This is a genomic window from Micromonospora craniellae (assembly GCF_014764405.1).
Lineage (GTDB): Bacteria > Actinomycetota > Actinomycetes > Mycobacteriales > Micromonosporaceae > Micromonospora > Micromonospora craniellae.
Window position 1 is genome coordinate 4,910,967 of sequence record NZ_CP061725.1, and the last position, 19,774, is coordinate 4,930,740.

A 19,774-nucleotide genomic window follows, 5' to 3' on the forward strand; every position below is an offset into this window, starting at 1 on the left:
TTGTTCATCGTGAGTGCCCCCGTCCGGGTTGGGCGGGGGCATCGTCGTGTCGGTGGGGATCTTGAAGACGGGTACGACGCCCTGGTCGGTGATCTGGACTTCGGCGATGAGAGTCTCGATGGCGGCCTTGCGTTCGCTGGTCGTGCCGCTGGCCATGATCGTGGTGAGGTGCTCGCGGATCCGGGTGATGGTGGCGGGCGGCGGGGGCGCGGGTGGGGCGGCGAGGTCGACTTCGAGTTCGGCGTGGCGCGTGTGGAGTTGAGCCAGACGCTGGCGGAGTTCGCGGATGCGAGGCCCGGCGGTGGCGTCGTCCATGGTGCCGTTTTCGAAGGCGGTGTGGTAGCGGCTGATGGCTGCCTCGGTGGTGGTGATCTGATGGGCGGTCGCGCCGAGTTCGGCGCGTCGGTCGTCGCTGGTGGTGTCGCGTTGGGCGTGAGCGCGTTCGATCATGGCGGTCAGGACGGGTTCGGCGGTGGCGTAGAAGTCGTGTAGGGCTTGAAGGACGAGTTGGTCGAGGTCGTCGGCGGGGAGTCTGGGCGCGGTGCAGGTGGCGTGTTTGCCGTATCGGGTGCGGGTGAAGCAGGTGTAGTAGCGGTAGCGGCGGGTGCGGCCTTTGGCGGAGGTGCCGATGTAGCGCTGTCCGCAGTGGGGGCAGGTGAGTAGGCCGGTGAGGTAGTAGTCGGAGTCGGACATGGCGCGTTGGGTTTGGGTGTCTCCTCGGGCGTTGGCGATGTCTTGGGCGCGTTGGAAGGTGGCCCGGTCGATGAGGGGGCCGTGGGCTTCGGGGACGTAGACGTCGCGGTAGGCGATGTCGCCGACGTAGGCGGGGTTGTCGAGGATCCGGTTGATGGTGTGTCCGGACCACTTCTTTCCGGTGCGGTTGGGGACGCCGCGTTCGTTGAGGATGGTGGCGATGGCGCGGGTGCCGTGTCGGTCGCGGGTGTAGAGACGGAAGATGTCGCGAAGGATGGGTGCTTCGTCGGGGTGGGGGACGAGGCGGTGGTCGGGGGCGAGTTGGTAGCCGTAGGGGCGGGTGCCGCCGGCCCATTTGCCTTTGCTGGCTTTCGCGGTCATCCCACTGAAGTTATCTCAACAAGATTCGGATAGGTATTTGTATTCGAAGTGGGTCAGGTGTAATGCGGCGGCGACGATGTCGCCGATTCGGCGTGGGCTGATGTTCGTGTGGCGGAGCGTCTTCCAGCGTCCGATCAGGATGGCGAAGCCGCGTTCGCCTTGCCATCGCAGGCCGCGGAGCAGTCGGTTGTAGGCGCGGTTGTCGGGCGCGAGGCGGCTGCCGTCGGTGGGCTGCTTGATCGGGGTCTTGATGCCGTGGCCTGTGCTTTCGTAGCCGGAGTCGGCCAGGGCGGGCAGGTCGAGTTCGGCGGCGGACCAGTTCAGGGCGGCGGTGACGCCGAGTTCGCGGGCGCAGCTGGTGTCATGCAGATGCCCGGGCATCGCCGCCGATGTCCAGATCGGTAGCCCGTCCGGGCGCATGACGGCTTGGATGTTCGCGCCGAAGTCGCGGTGCTTTCCCGAATACCAGGCGTCGATGGTCTCGCCCTTGACGGACAGGGTGGTCTCGGTGAGCCGGTCGCAGTCGAACAGTTTGCCGTCGAGGATCACGTGGGACCAGCCGTCGGCGGCGGCCCGACGCAGAGCGGTGTGCAGGTCGGTCGCCTGGGCGGCGAGTACGGCTACGCCCTCGTCGCGGTAGCGGTAGGCGGTGGCCCGGGAGATCCCGAAGCCGGCTGCCAGCAAGGTCATGTCCTCACCCTTGCGGAACCACACGAGCACCATCAGGGCCTGGTAGAAGCAGGTCAACGCACGAGTGCCACGGCGAGTGCCGCAGGCCCGGCGCTGCACGTACAGCAGCCGCGCGAGATGCTGCACGAGTTCCCTCGGGACGTCGATCATGGCACGATAGGCAATCACGTGGAGCCCTCTCGAAGACGTGGATCTGTCGCAAGGACATGTCTATCGATGGCTCTACGCCTGTTTCCACTGCCGCCCGACTCGCCGCCTTCGCCCGTGTCGCGCCAATCAACCCATATGCGTTGCTGAGATCACCTCTTGTGAACACGAACGTGGAAAGCGAGGCAAAGATTGATGACGGTCTCGTGGACTGCGGTGCTGTATGGGAGATGGAGGTTGTTTGGCCCTCCGGAGCCGGCTTGCGGAAGCAGGCTTCAAACCACCACGAGGGGCGTTGGCTGAAGACCGTCGTCCTGAGCGTCGTTGGAAAAGGCGTGACTGTGATCGCGTCAGGTATGGACCGGGAAGATGAGCGATGAACGTCGAGTTCTCTGCCGTTGACGTGTCGAAACTCAGTCAGACGACATCAGAACCGAGGCCGGAGGTGAGTCTCGGGATGAGCCTGGGGGATATCCGCTTACTGCCCAGGTGGTGTCCGGCATATAGGCAGCATGAGCCCGGTCCAGGCTCTCATACGGAACGTGTGAAGGCGGACCCCGATACCGTCCGTCGGTTTACCGGCGGCGAGAGGGAGGACTCCAAGCGGAGGAGACCGCGAGGAGCAGAGTACCGATGCGGGGACGCTGGCGGACTCGCCCGTAGTAGCTGTGAACCGCCTGCGTATCGCAGTGGGTCGGGGAGCGAAGGGGCGGGGTCGTTCAGGCTGGTTTGTGCGGTCAACCGTGAGGGAGGAACCGCGTGAGTCAGCCAGGGTTGACAGGCAAGTCGCACGATATCCCAAAGCGGCTGATCTGGGCCGCGTGGTTGAAGGTGAAAGGTAATGGCGGAGCGGCCGGGTAAACATTCAGGGCCACTCCGGGTGGTGGCCGTGAGTGGCTGTCTGTGATTGACGGGCTGGGTCGATCTTGACGGTGTGTCGATGCGCGGCCGGGTGCGATCGATGTGTTGTGATCGGTGGGTGCCGGGCTTGGAGGAGTTGTCGCGCGAGGAGTTGATCGGACTCACGCGACGGCTGATCGTTCAGGTGGAACAGTTGACCCAGGCGAACCGGGAGTTGACTGATCGGGTCGCGCGGTTGGAACGCCTGGTGTCGCGTAACAGTGGGAACTCGGGGATGCCGCCGTCGAAGGATGATGATCCGGGACGGACGCCGCCGGCGGAGGTGTCCACGCCGGTGCCGGCAGCCGGTGCTGGTAAGCGGTCGCGGGGTAAGCAGCGGGGTGCGCCGGGTGCGCAGCTGTCCTGGTCACCGTTTCCGGACGGCATTGTGGATCATTTTCCGGGCGGGCCGTGTGGATGCGGATCGGATCTGGCATCGGCGGCTGATCTGGGGGTTTACGCCTCGCATCAGCAGGTCGATGTGCCGGCGATGACGGCGACGGTCACCCAGCATGATCGGCACGCGGTGCGCTGCGGGTGCGGGGCGATGCACGTGGCGGCCCGCCCCGAGGGGGTGCCGGACGCAGGCGTCTCGTACGGGCCGAATCTTCAGGCGTGGTGCGTCTATCTGATGGTGGTGCACGCGATTCCGGTGGCCCGGTGCGCTGACCTGGTCGCCGCGTTGACCGGCTCGCGTCCGTCGGACGGGTTCGTCCACGCGTTGATCGGCCGGGCCGCGGCGGGGGTGGCCGAGTCGAACCGGATCATCCGCACGCTGATCGCCCTCGCGCATGTGGTCTCCTGCGACGAGACCCCGATCCGGGTCGGTGCCCGCAAGGTCAAGAAGTACCTTCTGGTCGCCTGCACCCGCCTCTACACCTGGTACCTGCTCGGTGACCGCAGCCTCGACACGTTCAAGGTGTTCGTCCTGCCGGACCTGACCGGGGTGGTCGTGCACGACCGTTACCAGAACTACGACGCGAAGATCTTCGCCCACCTGGTCCACCAACTCTGCGTAGCCCACCTGATCCGCGACTGTCAGGACGCCGCCGAGACCTACCCCGACGCGCACTGGCCGATCCAGATCCGCCAGGCGCTACAGGGACTCGTCCACGCCGCGAACCTCGCCCGCGCACAGAACCTGCCCGCGATCGGCGAACACATCGCCGGCCCGCTGATCGACGCCTACCGGCACGGCGTGCGGATCGGGCTCAAGGAGGTCGCCCGGGTGGACGGCCGTAAACAGCCGAAACACCGGGCACTGCTGGAAGACCTCCACGACCGAGAAGCCGACATCCTGCGATTCACCACCGACCTGCGCATCCCACCCACGTCGAACCAGGCCGAACGCGACCTACGGCCCGCGAAGACCCAGCAGAAGATCTCCGGACGGCTCACCAGCGAGAAGGTCACCGAACACCGCTACGCCATCCGCGGTTACGTCTCCACAGTGACCAAACACGGCGCGGATGTCATGACCGCCATCCGCGACGCCATCCTCGGCCGACCCTGGACACCACCCGCCTGGGCACCCGGCTAACCCACCACGAGCAACGACCGCCACCACCCATCACACACTGCCACCAACGGCTACGTCATGGAGTGGCCCTGAATGCTTACGCGGCCGGGGCCGACGGAGTGACGATCGAACAGTTCGAAACGAGGTTGGCTGACAACCTCTACCGACTGTGGAACCGTATGTCGTCGGGCAGCTATTTCCCCGGCCCGGTCCGGGCGGTGGAGATCCCGAAGAAGGGTGGGGTCAGGATTCTGGGCATTCCCAATGTGGTCGACCGGGTGGCGCAGACGGTGGCGGTGCTGGTGTTGGAGCCGGAGGTGGAGAAGGTGTTCCACGACGACTCCTACGGATATCGTCCCGGACGGTCCCCGATTGATGCGATTCGGGTGTGTCGGCAGCGGTGTTTCAAGAAGGACTGGGTCGTCGATTTGGACGTCAAGGCCTTTTTCGACTCCGTGCGGTGGGATTTGATGCTCAAGGCGGTGGCGCGTCACACGACTCACCCGTGGGTCATGCTGTATGTGGAGCGCTGGTTGAGAGCGCCGATTCTGATGCCCGACGGGACCCTGACCCATCGGAACAAGGGGACACCGCAGGGTGGTCCGATCTCCCCGTTGATCGCCAACATTTTTCTGCACTACGGCTTCGACACCTGGATGGGCCGTGAGTTTCCCGGGGTCGGGTTCGAGCGGTTCGCAGACGATGTGGTGGTCCACTGCGTGACCGAACGTCAGGCGCAACAGGTGCGTCAGGCGATCGATCGTCGGTTCGCGGACATCGGGTTGCAGTTGCACCCCGACAAGACGCGCATCGTGTACTGCAAAGACGACCGGCGCCGTCTCGACTACGAGCTGGTGACGTTCACGTTCTGCGGGTACGCGTTTCGTCCCCGGAAGGCATGGGACAAGATCCGCGGAAGGGCCCGGACCGGGTTCCTACCCGCGGTTGCCCCGGGGAAGCTGACCGATATGAGCCGCAAGGTCGCGTCCTGGCGGCTACATCGACGCACGACCGGCAACCTGGCAGACCTCGCCGTAGAGGTCAACCCTGTCCTTCGGGGCTGGTTGAACTACTTCACCGTGTTTTACCCGAGCGCGGTCTACCCGATCGGCAAGCGCATCGATCGTCATCTGATGCGCTGGGCGAAGTGGAAGTACAAGCGACTCAAACGCAGCGACGACAGAGCTCGAGTATGGCTACGAGACGTCCGGCAACGGTCGCCCGACCTGTTCGCGCACTGGGCGATGCGGTACACGACCTGACAACCGAACGGCACGAGCCGGATGAGTCGAGAGGTTCACGTCCGGATCTGTGGGGGACGGCGGGTGAAACTCCCGCCGTCTACCCGGCACTCTTCACTCGGTCGATGATGATGTTGCGTTCGAATTCTGCGAAGACGGCGAGGAGTTGGAGCATCATGCGACCGAAGGGTCCGCCGGTGTCGACGGGTTCGGTGGCGGATGAGAATCGGACGTTTGATGCTTCGAGGATGGTGATGAGGTCGAGGAGGTCGGCGACGCTGCGGCTGAATCGGTCGAGTCGGTAGACGAGCAGGACGTCGTAGAGGCCGGCTTTCGCGGCGTGGAGTGCTTTCTTGAGTCCGGGGCGTTCGGTGGTGGCGCCGGAGGCGTCGTCTTCGTATTCGGCGACGATGGTCCAGCCAGGCTGAGAGGCGACGTACTTTTCGAGGGCGGCGCGTTGGGCGTCGAGGGAGAAGGGTTGGTGTTCGTCGTCGGTGGAGCGGCGGATGTAGACGCAGACTCGACGAGGGCCGGTCGGCTGCTCGGCGGTGGGGGTGTGGGCGCGTCGGCCGCGTCGTCTCGGTGGGGTGAGGGGTGACGTGGCAGGCATTGTGGCAGGTTGTCCTTCGAATTCCAGAGGGGCTGGAGTGCTGGCGGCCCGGGGCGAGCCGCCAGCGGCTGTCCGGGCTGGCTGGTCTACGGGGTGAGGTGGGGGTGGTCGTCGAGGAAGTGGTTGAGTAGGACGGCGAGGGCTTCGGCGGCGTTGTCGAGTTCGTCGGTGGTCATGGGTACGGTGTCGATCCGCGCGATAACCATCGGGATCGGCTGCTCCATTTTGCTAGCGCGGTTGGGTATTGCACCACCGTTTGTTCTGGTGGTACCGGGATGCGGATCGTCAGGATACCTCCGGACGGCGTTTTCGTGGTGGGGCGTTTTCGCCACTGTCCTCCGAAAAGCATGCGAGTCAACTGGAGTCGGAGTCCTTCACTCATGGGTGTCCTTTCTGCTCGACATCAACAGCATTAGCGGTGCTGAAAGTGGATGGATCGTTCGTGCTTCTGGGCTGAATAGGGCGATGGCTGAGGGGCGTGCGGCCCAGCGACCAGCGGCGCTGGCAGTCAGCAGGGGGTCGTGTGCTGGCAGGGATGACTTGACCTTTTGGCAGAGGTGAGCGTCGATCATGTCCGTGCCGTCGGCCGGGTAGGCGGGCGGCCGACCACGTGCCCCTCTCGAGAAAGGTCTGCCATGCCCCGCGAACGACTCAGCCTCCTGGCTGTCATCCCTGACGATGTGACCGATCCACTGCTGTGGCGGCTGGCCCTCGACGTCGTCGCCGCTCACCAGCCGGACTCGCGGGGCGACTGCCGGAACCTGCAGTGCGTCGGGCAACGGGGCGTGTGCGCTGCCGCCCGCAACGCCCGCCGGGCCATGACCCTCGCTCGCGCGAGCCGACCAGCGCCTCCTCGACCGACCCCGGCGATGATCCAGGGTCGTGCTCACGTGACCGCCCGACGGAGGGGTGCCTCCTCCGGCTGGTTCACCTGACCGATGTCGGTGCCGCTGCGGTTGACGGAGCCGCTGGTCGCCGCCTGACGGGGCTGCGATGGGCGCACGGCGCCATCGGGTGGTCGGGCGGACGTTCGGCGGCGCGTTGGCCACACACGCCGCCCAACGCGCCGCCCTTCCCAGGGCCGTCAGGGTGCCTGTCCGTTCGGACCTGTTGGCGCGGGTGTGGGGTATTGGGTGTCGTGTTGGGTGTCGGTGTAGGGCAGGTCGACCAGCCGCATCCGGCCGGCGGTGCCGAGGCCTGCGATTTGCCAGACCGGTTCGGCGGGGCTGGCGTTGAGGGCGGTGCGGAGTTCGGCGGTGGTGGTGGCGATGACCGTGTCCAGGCCGGGGAGGTCGGCGAGGCGGTGGTGCAGGTTCGTCTCGCGGTGGGCGGAGGGTAGGTGGAACAGCACGGGCCATGCCCAGGTGCTCATCGCGTATAGCCGCTCGTATTTGGCGATCTTCTCGGTGAGGATGTCGAGGCGTTCACGGCCGGTGTCGTACTCGAGGAAGAAGGGCACGGACCGCCTGTGTTCGGTCCATACCCCGGCCCCGTCGGGGCGGGGCAGTCCTTTCGGTCCGAGGACCATCATCTGCGGGTCGCCGCCCTTGCGGTAGAACACGCCGGGCTCGTGGAAGGCGGAGGCGGGTTGCCAGCGGTCCAGGACGGTGTGCGGGTGGGTGCGGGCGTGGGCGGCGAGGTCGATGAAGACCTGGTTGCCGCCGAGCAGGTGCGGCAGGTCCCGGCGTGAGGTGAGGGATTGTTTGCGGCGGCGGGCCTGGTCCCGGCGTGGTGGTCCGAGGCCGCGTTGGGCGTGGACGTGGTCGTAGCCGAGCTGGTCCAGGACGTAGTGATAGGGGTAGGAGCCGCCGTCTGGTCGGTTGGGTCGGAACCGGTCCACCGCCCCCACCGTGGTGAGGCGCAGGAGCCGGCGTTGGGCGAAGTCCAGGGACGGGAACAGGGCAGCGGCGACCTGGTCGGTGGTCATGGCGCCGTGGTCGTAGAGCCAGCCGAGGAGACGGTCGTCGCGGCCGGTGATGCTGGCCTGCAACCGCAGCAGCGGATCCGGAGCCGGTAGGCGTTTACGCATACGCGCCCCCAGGGGGGAGACCCCCAGGATGAGGGTCTGTCTGGAGCCGTACCGCAGCCCTGGGAGCGGGGCTGACCTGGGCTGTGAGGTGGGGTGAGGGGTCGGTTCGGGGGTCGGTGTCAAGACCGACGGTCACACGGCGATCGACACCGACAGCCACACGGCCGACCACACCGGAGCGATGGCCATGATGGGGCGAGAAGACCCGCAACGTGGACCGGCGATCGTGTCGCCGGCCGAGATAGTGGACGTTGAGCTGGGTGAACACGTTCATGCTCCTTGATCGGGAAGTGATGGCTGGTGCACCTCAGTTGAACCGGCGAGACGGACGGCGGGCGCACGCTCGTCGGATCGGGTCAGGTTCTGTCAGACACGGACTTCCTGACAGAACCTGACCGAGCCGCGAAGGGCTTCGACTGACAGAAATCGGGGATCTGTCACGCGACATCCGCTGGTGACAGATCCGGCGAGAGCTGACGGGGCGGGGTGGGTTCGGCGCGCAGGACACGTACGAGCGCCGAGGCGGTGGCGTTGGACAGTTGGTGCCCGTCAGCGCGCAGCTGCCGCGCGAGGGCCTTACGGGACAACGGTGTCCCCTGGGCCGCGAGGGCACGGGCGGCGGTCCGGGCGACCGGGACCAACGCCTCGATCTCCGGCCCACCGTCCCGGACCCGCTCGTGGAGGTTGCGCCGGTCCGGGACCGTCGACTGACCGCCCAGAGCGGTGGCGGTGACCGCGGGGGTGGAGTCCGGGACCGTCGCCGTGCCGGGGTGGACCGGCGCAGCCGGTCCGGGGACCGTCTCAGCGGCGTCCGGGACCGTGGCGTCGGTGCCGGAAACGGGCCCGGAGCGCCCGGACCGCCCGGACCGGTTGCTCGGGGCGGGCGGGGCTGTCCGGCGGAGTGGGGCAGGGTCGGCGCGGCCGAGGGCGATCTTCACCATCGCCAAGAAGCCGAGTGCCGGCAACGCGGCGGCGATCCAGCCGATCACCGACGGCTCCGCCCCGACGACCTGAGCCGCCAGGGACAGGAACACCGCCACCGTCAACACGGTCGCCGGGAACGCCACGCTCTTGCCCAGCCGCCGGTTACGGCGCAGCTCCAGGCCCGCCGCGATCGACGTCAACTCCAGCACGACCGCGTCCGCCCACGCCAGCCAACCCGGCTGCCCGTGCGCGGCGGCGACGTCATGGACGTGGCGAAAGGACGCCGCGCCCGCCGCGCCACCGATCAACAGCATGATCAGCACCTGGACGCGATCCTCCAGCCGCTCCCGCCCCGACCGCACCTCGACGGACCAGTCATCCGGTCGATGCTCAGGTCTCGCCAACGGCCCACCACCCGTCGACAGACAGCCCGCGCATGGCCCCAACCAACAAGGCCAGGACAGCGCGGACCGGAACCGCGGGCTCGACGGACACCGCCGCCAGCCCTACCAAATCGATGTTGAATGAAGTCACTTGTTTGCTCCATGAATGGTCGTAGGGTTTCGAGGTACGGCGAATGAAGCCGCCCGGGACGACCGCCTGCGATCACGCTTCCGGGCAGACGTGGTCCTGCCGGGTGACGCCCGGCCGGGCGGACCTCAATCGCACGCAGAGGTCGTAGAAACACTGTGGACGAATCAACGAACAAGCCAAAACCCGTGCAGGGGCAGGCCAAGAGGGCAGAACGCGTCGCGCAGCCCGCACGACAGGCCACGCTCAGCACCGGACACAAGACAGGGCCAGCAGAGCCACAAAGGGGCAAACTCACCAGCAGCGCCCATTTGGAGCGCCAGAGGTGGAGCGGCGGCTCAACTCGCCGACAGCCGAACCTTCATGTGGGTCCTCCCATCACTCCACGCCCTCGACATCATCGCCACGAACGACAGCAGGCACCCCAAGCTTCGGGAATGCCTGCCTCTCCATGGCCCGCCGTGCGAAGCGGCAGTACGAGAACGCACAACCAGTACGCCCCGGCAACACCCACCGAGTCAACCCCGAATTCAACAGGCAGCCCGTCCGTCCTACGCCGTCAGTCCGGATGAGTCCAGGATCGCAGCCTCCGGTGACCGGCAGTGAAGTTATCTCAACAAGATTCGGATAGGTATTTGTATTCGAAGTGGGTCAGGTGTAATGCGGCGGCGACGATGTCGCCGATTCGGCGTGGGCTGATGTTCGTGTGGCGGAGCGTCTTCCAGCGTCCGATCAGGATGGCGAAGCCGCGTTCGCCTTGCCATCGCAGGCCGCGGAGCAGTCGGTTGTAGGCGCGGTTGTCGGGCGCGAGGCGGCTGCCGTCGGTGGGCTGCTTGATCGGGGTCTTGATGCCGTGGCCTGTGCTTTCGTAGCCGGAGTCGGCCAGGGCGGGCAGGTCGAGTTCGGCGGCGGACCAGTTCAGGGCGGCGGTGATCCCGAGGTCGCGGGCGCAGCTGGTGTCGTGTAGATGCCCGGGCATCGCTTCCGAGGTCCAGATCGGCAGCCCGTCTGGACGCATGATCGCTTGGATGTTCGCGCCGAAGTCGCGGTGTTTTCCGGAGTACCAGGCGTCGATTACCTCGCCCTTGACCGACAGGGTGGTCTCGGCAGGGCGTTCGCAAGGTCGAGGTATGTCCGTTCTAGGTGAGTCCGAGTATTTGTAGGGATCGGTATGGATCTCGGCTGTTTCGGCGCAGGGTTGCTGCGATCGAGGTGGCGCCGTTGAGGCGGAGGAGGCTGATCGCGGTGTTGCGAAGGGTGGCCAGGGCGCGAGGCGCGTTGCCTGTGCGTAGCCGGCTGGCGTCCTCGCGGTAGGTGGTGTCGCGAATATGGTGAAGGACCTCGATGGCCCAGTGTCCGCGTAGCCAGTCGGCCAGGTCAGCGGGACCGGCCGCGGCTGCGGTCAGGCTGGTGATCGCGTACACGGTGACGGTGGACCAACGTCCGGTGGCCGGGTTGTGTCGGCGGCGCCGGATACGCAGGGCCTGGGCCGCGTGTGGGAAGTCCAGCGCGAGCGGCCCCAGACAGGTGACCGCCTGCAACTCCCGGATGTCGTAGCGGCCGTGCCCGCGCTCACGGGTGGCGTCCAGGGCGGGGATCTTCCCCCAGGGCAGGGCCTTGACCTGTCGGTAGAGCCGTGGCTGATTGCGCTTGACGACGAAGACGTATCCGGCGTGTTTGTCCTCGACCAGCCAGCGGGCATGCTCGCGCTGGGTGTGCAGCGCGTCCGCCGTGATGACCGCCCCGGCCAGGTCCAGACCGTCGAGCAACGGCTGGAACCGGCTGATCTCATTCGTCTTCCCATTAACGTCGATCTGCGCCAGGACGATCTGCTCGGCCTGGTCCAACGCGGCCAGCAGGTGCGCCTGAGACCCGGCCGGGCCGCTGCCACGCAGCGTCTTGCCGTCAACGGCGATCACCCGCCGACCCCGCCCGGTCACACCGGCCCGGCCGAGCAGCCAGCGACACACCGCGGCATCCAACGCGTCGGCGTCGATGCCGGCCAGCACCCGGCCCAGCGTGCCGTCATCAGGCACCCGCCGGGCCCCGGTCAAGGCGTCGCGGGCCGCGCCGAGACGGTCCCACACCGCGTCCGGCAGATCCGCAGCCCACTCGACGATCTCCACGACCCGGCTGGATCCCGAGAGCACCGCCGCGATCGCCATCGCGAGCAGCCCCGGCAGCGCATAGATCCGACCCCGGGCATCACGCGGGTCCGGCACCTCGGCAAGGACCTGCAGCAACCCCGGCGTGTCCCGCTCCGACAACGGCGACACGCCACCCAGGCGTGCGGACAACCCGCCGATCAACAATGATGCTTCCACGAGCGCGGTCTTCCTCGATCATCCAGTCTAGACACCTGAATGATCACCAGAAGGCCGCGCTCTCTCACGTACCCGCCGGAACCGGCGTGACTACCCCACAATCGGCAATCCGGTCATCTCACTACCTTGCGAACGCCCTGGTGGTCTCGGTGAGCCGGTCGCAGTCGAACAGTTTGCCGTCGAGGATCACGTGGGACCAGCCGTCGGCGGCGGCCCGACGCAGAGCGGTGTGCAGGTCGGCCGCCTGGGCGGCGAGCACCGTGATGCCCTCGTCGCGGTAGCGGTACGCCGTCGCCCGGGAGATACCGAAGCCGGCTGCCAGCAAGGTCATGTCCTCACCCTTGCGGAACCACACGAGCACCATCAGGGCCTGGTAGAAGCAGGTCAACGCACGAGTGCCACGGCGAGTGCCGCAGGCCCGGCGCTGCACGTACAGCAGCCGCGCGAGATGCTGCACGAGTTCCCTCGGGACGTCGATCATGGCACGATAGGCAATCACGTGGAGCCCTCTCGAAGACGTGGATCTGTCGCAAGGACATGTCTATCGATGGCTCCACGCCTGTTTCCACTGCCGCCCGACTCGCCGCCTTCGCCCGTGTCGCGCCAATCAACCCATATGCGTTGCTGAGATCACCTCTTGTGAACACGAACGTGGAAAGCGAGGCAAAGATTGATGACGGTCTCGTGGACTGCGGTGCTGTATGGGAGATGGAGGTTGTTTGGCCCTCCGGAGCCGGCTTGCGGAAGCAGGCTTCAAACCACCACGAGGGGCGTTGGCTGAAGACCGTCGTCCTGAGCGTCGTTGGAAAAGGCGTGACTGTGATCGCGTCAGGTATGGACCGGGAAGATGAGCGATGAACGTCGAGTTCTCTGCCGTTGACGTGTCGAAACTCAGTCAGACGACATCAGAACCGAGGCCGGAGGTGAGTCTCGGGATGAGCCTGGGGGATATCCGCTTACTGCCCAGGTGGTGTCCGGCATATAGGCAGCATGAGCCCGGTCCAGGCTCTCATACGGAACGTGTGAAGGCGGACCCCGATACCGTCCGTCGGTTTACCGGCGGCGAGAGGGAGGACTCCAAGCGGAGGAAACCGCGAGGAGCAGAGTACCGATGCGGGGACGCTGGCGGACTCGCCCGTAGTAGCTGTGAACCGCCTGCGTATCGCAGTGGGTCGGGGAGCGAAGGGGCGGGGTCGTTCAGGCTGGTTTGTGCGGTCAACCGTGAGGGAGGAACCGCGTGAGTCAGCCAGGGTTGACAGGCAAGTCGCACGATATCCCAAAGCGGCTGATCTGGGCCGCGTGGTTGAAGGTGAAAGGTAATGGCGGAGCGGCCGGGGCCGACGGAGTGACGATCGAACAGTTCGAAACGAGGTTGGCTGACAACCTCTACCGACTGTGGAACCGTATGTCGTCGGGCAGCTATTTCCCCGGCCCGGTCCGGGCGGTGGAGATCCCGAAGAAGGGTGGGGTCAGGATTCTGGGCATTCCCAATGTGGTCGACCGGGTGGCGCAGACGGTGGCGGTGCTGGTGTTGGAGCCGGAGGTGGAGAAGGTGTTCCACGACGACTCCTACGGATATCGTCCCGGACGGTCCCCGATTGATGCGATTCGGGTGTGTCGGCAGCGGTGTTTCAAGAAGGACTGGGTCGTCGATTTGGACGTCAAGGCCTTTTTCGACTCCGTGCGGTGGGATTTGATGCTCAAGGCGGTGGCGCGTCACACGACTCACCCGTGGGTCATGCTGTATGTGGAGCGCTGGTTGAGAGCGCCGATGCTGATGCCCGACGGGACCCTGACCCATCGGAACAAGGGGACACCGCAGGGTGGTCCGATCTCCCCGTTGATCGCCAACATTTTTCTGCACTACGGCTTCGACACCTGGATGGGCCGTGAGTTTCCCGGGGTCGGGTTCGAGCGGTTCGCAGACGATGTGGTGGTCCACTGCGTGACCGAACGTCAGGCGCAACAGGTGCGTCAGGCGATCGATCGTCGGTTCGCGGACATCGGGTTGCAGTTGCACCCCGACAAGACGCGCATCGTGTACTGCAAAGACGACCGGCGCCGTCTCGACTACGAGCTGGTGACGTTCACGTTCTGCGGGTACGCGTTTCGTCCCCGGAAGGCATGGGACAAGATCCGCGGAAGGGCCCGGACCGGGTTCCTACCCGCGGTTGCCCCGGGGAAGCTGACCGATATGAGCCGCAAGGTCGCGTCCTGGCGGCTACATCGACGCACGACCGGCAACCTGGCAGACCTCGCCGTAGAGGTCAACCCTGTCCTTCGGGGCTGGTTGAACTACTTCACCGTGTTTTACCCGAGCGCGGTCTACCCGATCGGCAAGCGCATCGATCGTCATCTGATGCGCTGGGCGAAGTGGAAGTACAAGCGACTCAAACGCAGCGACGACAGAGCTCGAGTATGGCTACGAGACGTCCGGCAACGGTCGCCCGACCTGTTCGCGCACTGGGCGATGCGGTACACGACCTGACAACCGAACGGCACGAGCCGGATGAGTCGAGAGGTTCACGTCCGGATCTGTGGGGGACGGCGGGTGAAACTCCCGCCGTCTACCCGGCAGTACCTCTGCGTCCACCCAGCCACCGCGAATCTTCCGCCCGTTTCACCCAACCCTCGGGACAGTCGTCTCATCATGCAGACGATGCGGGCGCGCAGCGGCCAGCGAGTAGGCCATCCACGCGTGGTCGCGGCATGCCGCCCGTCTCCACGCAGGGGCGAGTGTCGTTCCTTGCGGATCAGGTCGTAGCCGTCGAAGGTCGAGAGTATGCAGAGATGGGATCCGCTGAAGGAACATCAACTGCTGGTGCTGCGGCGAATCGGCGACGGGGACGACCTCAGCGGCCCCGACGGGGCCGACCAGCGTCACACGGCCCGGGCCTTGCAGACCCGTCGACTCGTCGACATCAGCTGTCGAGGTGGCGTGTGGCGGGCCCAGATCACTGACGCCGGACGCTTCTACCTCGACAACGGCATCCACCCCGACCACCCCGACCGTCTCTCGGGCGACACCACGCCACCCCGTCAGCGCGTCCGGACCACCGCCACCGCCAAGCAAGGCAAGTCGGCCCCGGATCTCTTGGGAGCCGGTGCCGCCACCGCGGCGGCTGGCACGCCGCCGTCCCCCGCCGCCGCGACGGTCGAGCAGGCCCGACAACTCATCGAACGCCTCCAAGCCGAGGGCGGAACCGTGCGGGTGGAGAGTCCCGATACCGAGGAACGCGCCCGGTATCGGCGGGTCATCCACGCCGCCAAGCAGCACGGCCTCGTACCCGCCGGGTGCCACCTCAAGCACACCGGCCGCGCCGCCGGCGACTTGATCATCCGCCTGTCCGACGACAACGACCCGGACGAGACGGACTGGAACCGGATCCGACTCAACACCCGTCGCGTCACCACCGATCCTGACCTCGTGTTCGCCGCCCTGGACAAGAACCCAGCCGGGCTGGAGGTCACCGAGGCATCCGTCCCCCGGGCGCTGGACCTGATCCGTGGCCTCGCCGCCGAGGCCCGACGACGAGGCCACCGGGTCGGAGTGAACACCAAGACCAAGAACCCCTCCGTCTACGTGCAGGTCGACAAGACCCGCCGAAGGGTCAGACTGATCGAGGAGTACGACGAAGTCCCCCACGTCCCCACCGCCGAGGAGACTCGGCAGCTGCGGCGAAACCGGTGGCTGGTGATCCCCAAGACCGACCGGGTCGCCTCCGGCCGGCTGCGGCTGGAAATCGCCCGCGCCGGCTGGGACAAGAAAGACACCTGGACCGACGACAAACGCACCACGCTGGAGAAACGCCTCCCCCGAATCATCCGAGACGTCGAAGCCGGCATCACCGCCGACGAGGAAGCCAAACTCGCCGCCCAACGCGCCCACGACGAATACGTCGCCGAGATGAAGCGGCAGGAGACCGAAAAGCGCCGCCGCTGGCAGACAGCCCTCGACGAGGCCCGACCCCAGGCCGCCGAACTCCTACGCAAGAAGGCATTCCGGCGCGCCTACGACTCCTGGACCTCCGCCAACGAGATCCGCGCCTTCTGCGACGCCCTCGAACAAACCGCGCCCGACGAAACGGCAAACTCGGCAAACCGCACCCGATGGATCGACTGGGCACGAGCCGCCGCCGACCGCCTCGACCCCACCCGAGGAGACCGAACCCTCGCCGACATCGACTTCGACATCGAACCCAAGCCCGACGACCTACGCCCCTTCATCGGCGACTGGAGCCCACACCAGCCCCACCGCGAATACCGCTCCGACCGCGACCAACAGGCCATCGACAACACCCGGCACCTAGCCGACACCTGGCACCACGGCATGCGCGGCCGAGCCACATGGTGGCGCAAATAGCTACACCGGTAACGGAGCACGTCGTCCTGGTGGAGGATTGGGGTCTCGCCCAGTGGCTGCTTAGATCGGACGGTTCGGCCCTTCTTAGGTCGTTGGCAGATTGGATAGTTTGACTTGCAGGACTATCCCGGTGGGCACGTATGTAGGGATGTTGCGTGAACGCCAGCCACGACCGAGGCTATGACCAACGAGATTAGCGAGGCCGGTCATCACTGAAGACGCCTTGAAGATCCCGAACCTGTGGGCCGAATGCACCGTTGTAGACGGCAACCGAATTCGCCAGCTCGCGGTTCCGTCCTGCCTGACCAGTCTAGAGACTGACGATTCCGGCGACTGGCATGTGTCGAGCTATGGGCGCTGGCGGCTTGTAGATGGAACCCAAACCGGCAGAGATGATAGACAACTGCTGATCCAGGACGGTGACGAGGCGACGCTGTGCTGGAGCGGACCCAACCCGCCCCTTTCCGACCCCGCTGAGGTGCTTGAGTCGCTGCATGGGCGGTTCCGCTTCGTGGAGGACAGTCTGAGCGGTTCCCGCCGAGGGCTGAGAACTCCGCAGCTCGGCGCCGTCCATGCCGTGTTGGGTTACTGGGCCACAGCACCCACGCAGCCCGCCACGGTCGTCATGCCCACCGGCACAGGGCGTTCGCAAGGTCGAGGTATGTCCGTTCTAGGTGAGTCCGAGTATTTGTAGGGATCGGTATGGATCTCGGCTGTTTCGGCGCAGGGTTGCTGCGATCGAGGTGGCGCCGTTGAGGCGGAGGAGGCTGATCGCGGTGTTGCGAAGGGTGGCCAGGGCGCGAGGCGCGTTGCCTGTGCGTAGCCGGCTGGCGTCCTCGCGGTAGGTGGTGTCGCGAATATGGTGAAGGACCTCGATGGCCCAGTGTCCGCGTAGCCAGTCGGCCAGGTCAGCGGGACCGGCCGCGGCTGCGGTCAGGCTGGTGATCGCGTACACGGTGACGGTGGACCAACGTCCGGTGGCCGGGTTGTGTCGGCGGCGCCGGATACGCAGGGCCTGGGCCGCGTGTGGGAAGTCCAGCGCGAGCGGCCCCAGACAGGTGACCGCCTGCAACTCCCGGATGTCGTAGCGGCCGTGCCCGCGCTCACGGGTGGCGTCCAGGGCGGGGATCTTCCCCCAGGGCAGGGCCTTGACCTGTCGGTAGAGCCGTGGCTGATTGCGCTTGACGACGAAGACGTATCCGGCGTGTTTGTCCTCGACCAGCCAGCGGGCATGCTCGCGCTGGGTGTGCAGCGCGTCCGCCGTGATGACCGCCCCGGCCAGGTCCAGACCGTCGAGCAACGGCTGGAACCGGCTGATCTCATTCGTCTTCCCATTAACGTCGATCTGCGCCAGGACGATCTGCTCGGCCTGGTCCAACGCGGCCAGCAGGTGCGCCTGAGACCCGGCCGGGCCGCTGCCACGCAGCGTCTTGCCGTCAACGGCGATCACCCGCCGACCCCGCCCGGTCACACCGGCCCGGCCGAGCAGCCAGCGACACACCGCGGCATCCAACGCGTCGGCGTCGATGCCGGCCAGCACCCGGCCCAGCGTGCCGTCATCAGGCACCCGCCGGGCCCCGGTCAAGGCGTCGCGGGCCGCGCCGAGACGGTCCCACACCGCGTCCGGCAGATCCGCAGCCCACTCGACGATCTCCACGACCCGGCTGGATCCCGAGAGCACCGCCGCGATCGCCATCGCGAGCAGCCCCGGCAGCGCATAGATCCGACCCCGGGCATCACGCGGGTCCGGCACCTCGGCAAGGACCTGCAGCAACCCCGGCGTGTCCCGCTCCGACAACGGCGACACGCCACCCAGGCGTGCGGACAACCCGCCGATCAACAATGATGCTTCCACGAGCGCGGTCTTCCTCGATCATCCAGTCTAGACACCTGAATGATCACCAGAAGGCCGCGCTCTCTCACGTACCCGCCGGAACCGGCGTGACTACCCCACAATCGGCAATCCGGTCATCTCACTACCTTGCGAACGCCCTGCCCACCGGCACCGGCAAGACCGACACAATGAACGCCTTGTTCACTGCGGCACGGATCGACCGACTGCTGGTGGTCGTCCCGACCGATGAGCTTCGCACGCAACTCGCAGGCAAGTTCGAGACGTATGGCGTCCTGCCTGCCGTCGGGGCTCTCGATGAGCCGGTCCTCCGGCCGGTCGTCGGGACGATCGAGCATGCATTCGCCTCAGCGGCTAGTGCCATTGCCTTCGCGGAACGGTGCAACATCATCGTGGCGACCGTCAGTGCACTTGCCGCGTCTGCCGAGCCGGCGCGCCGGGCACTAGTCGATGAGTGCAGCCACCTGTTCGTAGACGAGGCGCATCACATTGTCGCGACACAGTGGGAGCAGATCCGCGACTACTTCCATGATCGCTACGTCGTTCAGTTCACCGCTACGCCGTTCCGCGCAGATGGCAAGCATCTAGGTGGTCGCCTCATATTCGCATTTCCGCTGCGCGAAGCTCAACGGCAGGGCTACTTCTCTGGAATCGACTACATCCCTGTCACCGACTTCGCTGATCCGGACGTCGCAATCGCCATGAGGGCGGTCGAGAGACTACGCAAGGACCTCGCGAATGGATTCGACCATCTACTCATGGCGCGCGCCAAGACGAAGGCACGCGCCGATGAGATTATCGGAATCTACACGCAGATCGCGGCCGACCTAAACCCCGTAAAGATCCACAGCGGTGAGACGAAGCGGCAGCGACTTACCCGGCTCAGATCCGTCGAGCAACGAGCAAGTCGGATCATCGTCTGTGTCGACATGTTGGGTGAAGGGTACGACCTTCCCGCCTTGAAGATCGCCGCGATCCATGATGCCCACAAGAGCCTGCCAGTAACGCTTCAGTTCATCGGCCGCTTTGCCCGCGTGGGCGATGGAACCTTGGGCGACGCGTGCGCCGTAGTGAACAGGCCGGATCCTGAGTACGACGAAAACCTGCGCCAGTTGTACGCCGACGATGCTGACTGGAACCTGATAATCCGAGAACTGGCCGAGGCCGCAGTCGGCGCCGAGGACCGGATCAGCGAGTTTGAGGCCGGGTTTGGGTCGACCTTGCCGGACGCCGTGCCGGTCCGTTCGCTCGAGCCCAAACTCAGCACGGTTATGTACCGTACTAGATGCACAGACTGGACCCCGGAGGCTGCCGCTAATCTCTTCGGCGAAGATCGCCTGTTGACATCCTCAATAGCTGTGAACAGGCAGAAGAACCTCGCATGGTTCGTCAGTGTGGAGCGCGTCGAAGTGCGGTGGGGCGCAATAAAGTCGGTCGAAGATGTCAGACACGATCTCTACGTTCTCTACTGGGACAACGACAAGAACCTGCTTTACGTCAACAGCTCCAACACAGACAGCGTCGTAAGCATTCAGGGCCACTCCATGACGTAGCCGTTGGTGGCAGTGTG

18 protein-coding genes and 1 pseudogene are annotated in these 19,774 nt (G+C 66.0%); 9 read left to right on the forward strand and 10 right to left on the reverse strand.

What is annotated here, in order from left to right; all coding sequences use genetic code 11:
* The first annotated feature begins 9 nt into the window (after positions 1 to 9).
* Complete coding sequence (locus ID554_RS22385) at positions 10 to 492, forward strand: hypothetical protein (RefSeq protein ID WP_158573866.1); 483 nt, start codon at positions 10 to 12, stop codon at positions 490 to 492.
* A gap of 9 nt (positions 493 to 501) precedes the next feature.
* Here ID554_RS22385 and ID554_RS33180 read toward each other — a convergent pair.
* A pseudogene (locus tag ID554_RS33180) lies at positions 502 to 1,074 on the reverse strand (recombinase family protein); the annotation flags it as partial.
* A gap of 15 nt (positions 1,075 to 1,089) precedes the next feature.
* Positions 1,090 to 1,932, reverse strand: coding sequence for a transposase family protein (locus ID554_RS22400; RefSeq protein ID WP_396888400.1), 843 nt, complete (start codon positions 1,930 to 1,932; stop codon positions 1,090 to 1,092).
* Positions 1,933 to 1,970: 38 nt separating this feature from the next.
* On the opposite strand from ID554_RS22400, the gene ID554_RS22405 reads away from it, so the two are divergent.
* The 3 genes from ID554_RS22405 (at position 1,971) to ltrA (ID554_RS22415) (ending at position 5,592) form a co-directional block, all read left to right on the forward strand.
* Positions 1,971 to 2,291 carry a hypothetical protein gene (locus tag ID554_RS22405; protein WP_191088603.1) on the forward strand — a complete coding sequence of 107 codons (321 nt, stop codon included), beginning with the start codon at positions 1,971 to 1,973 and terminating at the stop codon, positions 2,289 to 2,291.
* 599 nt (positions 2,292 to 2,890) lie between these two features.
* Entirely contained in the window at positions 2,891 to 4,351 is a 1,461-nt protein-coding gene (gene tnpC / locus ID554_RS22410; RefSeq protein ID WP_117231431.1) for an IS66 family transposase, read from the forward strand.
* Positions 4,352 to 4,413: 62 nt separating this feature from the next.
* Positions 4,414 to 5,592 (forward strand): group II intron reverse transcriptase/maturase, encoded by a 1,179-nt coding sequence (gene ltrA / locus ID554_RS22415; RefSeq protein WP_223884191.1) that lies wholly within the window; start codon positions 4,414 to 4,416, stop codon positions 5,590 to 5,592.
* Between the two features lie 79 nt (positions 5,593 to 5,671).
* On the opposite strand, the gene ID554_RS22420 is transcribed toward ltrA (ID554_RS22415), so the two are convergent.
* Both ID554_RS22420 and ID554_RS31860 read right to left on the reverse strand, forming a co-directional pair.
* On the reverse strand, positions 5,672 to 6,181 hold the full coding sequence (locus ID554_RS22420; RefSeq protein ID WP_117231324.1) for a recombinase family protein: 510 nt from the start codon (positions 6,179 to 6,181) through the stop codon (positions 5,672 to 5,674).
* 86 nt (positions 6,182 to 6,267) lie between these two features.
* The gene (locus tag ID554_RS31860) at positions 6,268 to 6,405 is read right to left on the reverse strand and encodes a hypothetical protein (protein ID WP_223884192.1); all 138 of its coding nucleotides are present in this window, start codon (positions 6,403 to 6,405) and stop codon (positions 6,268 to 6,270) included.
* 456 nt (positions 6,406 to 6,861) lie between these two features.
* Between ID554_RS31860 and ID554_RS22430 the strand changes: the two genes are divergently transcribed.
* On the forward strand, positions 6,862 to 7,116 hold the full coding sequence (locus ID554_RS22430; protein WP_396888402.1) for a hypothetical protein: 255 nt from the start codon (positions 6,862 to 6,864) through the stop codon (positions 7,114 to 7,116).
* Positions 7,117 to 7,265: 149 nt separating this feature from the next.
* Here ID554_RS22430 and ID554_RS22435 read toward each other — a convergent pair whose 3' ends face one another.
* From ID554_RS22435 to ID554_RS22455, 5 genes are all read right to left on the reverse strand, one after another.
* Positions 7,266 to 8,210 (reverse strand): replication-relaxation family protein, encoded by a 945-nt coding sequence (locus ID554_RS22435; RefSeq protein ID WP_117231327.1) that lies wholly within the window; start codon positions 8,208 to 8,210, stop codon positions 7,266 to 7,268.
* A 437-nt stretch (positions 8,211 to 8,647) separates the two neighbouring features.
* Positions 8,648 to 9,448: a DUF2637 domain-containing protein gene (locus tag ID554_RS22440; RefSeq protein WP_117231328.1), complete on the reverse strand. Its 801-nt coding sequence runs from the start codon at positions 9,446 to 9,448 to the stop codon at positions 8,648 to 8,650.
* Positions 9,449 to 10,278: 830 nt separating this feature from the next.
* Positions 10,279 to 10,683 carry a transposase family protein gene (locus ID554_RS22445; protein WP_263407300.1) on the reverse strand — a complete coding sequence of 135 codons (405 nt, stop codon included), beginning with the start codon at positions 10,681 to 10,683 and terminating at the stop codon, positions 10,279 to 10,281.
* Between the two features lie 121 nt (positions 10,684 to 10,804).
* Positions 10,805 to 11,962 (reverse strand): ISAs1 family transposase, encoded by a 1,158-nt coding sequence (locus ID554_RS22450; RefSeq protein WP_117230052.1) that lies wholly within the window; start codon positions 11,960 to 11,962, stop codon positions 10,805 to 10,807.
* Positions 11,963 to 12,110: 148 nt separating this feature from the next.
* Positions 12,111 to 12,488, reverse strand: coding sequence for a helix-turn-helix domain-containing protein (locus ID554_RS22455; protein WP_223884194.1), 378 nt, complete (start codon positions 12,486 to 12,488; stop codon positions 12,111 to 12,113).
* A gap of 38 nt (positions 12,489 to 12,526) precedes the next feature.
* On the opposite strand from ID554_RS22455, the gene ID554_RS22460 reads away from it, so the two are divergent.
* From ID554_RS22460 to ID554_RS22470, 3 genes are all read left to right on the forward strand, one after another.
* Positions 12,527 to 12,847, forward strand: coding sequence for a hypothetical protein (locus ID554_RS22460; RefSeq protein ID WP_191088603.1), 321 nt, complete (start codon positions 12,527 to 12,529; stop codon positions 12,845 to 12,847).
* A 379-nt stretch (positions 12,848 to 13,226) separates the two neighbouring features.
* Entirely contained in the window at positions 13,227 to 14,477 is a 1,251-nt protein-coding gene (ltrA, locus tag ID554_RS22465; protein ID WP_223884098.1) for a group II intron reverse transcriptase/maturase, read from the forward strand.
* A 294-nt stretch (positions 14,478 to 14,771) separates the two neighbouring features.
* The gene (locus tag ID554_RS22470) at positions 14,772 to 16,352 is read left to right on the forward strand and encodes a hypothetical protein (protein WP_117231381.1); all 1,581 of its coding nucleotides are present in this window, start codon (positions 14,772 to 14,774) and stop codon (positions 16,350 to 16,352) included.
* Between the two features lie 670 nt (positions 16,353 to 17,022).
* Here ID554_RS22470 and ID554_RS22475 read toward each other — a convergent pair.
* On the reverse strand, positions 17,023 to 18,180 hold the full coding sequence (locus tag ID554_RS22475) for an ISAs1 family transposase (protein ID WP_117230052.1): 1,158 nt from the start codon (positions 18,178 to 18,180) through the stop codon (positions 17,023 to 17,025).
* 17 nt (positions 18,181 to 18,197) lie between these two features.
* On the opposite strand from ID554_RS22475, the gene ID554_RS22480 reads away from it, so the two are divergent.
* Positions 18,198 to 19,757 carry a DEAD/DEAH box helicase gene (locus ID554_RS22480; protein WP_223884688.1) on the forward strand — a complete coding sequence of 520 codons (1,560 nt, stop codon included), beginning with the start codon at positions 18,198 to 18,200 and terminating at the stop codon, positions 19,755 to 19,757.
* The last annotated feature ends 17 nt before the right edge of the window (positions 19,758 to 19,774 follow it).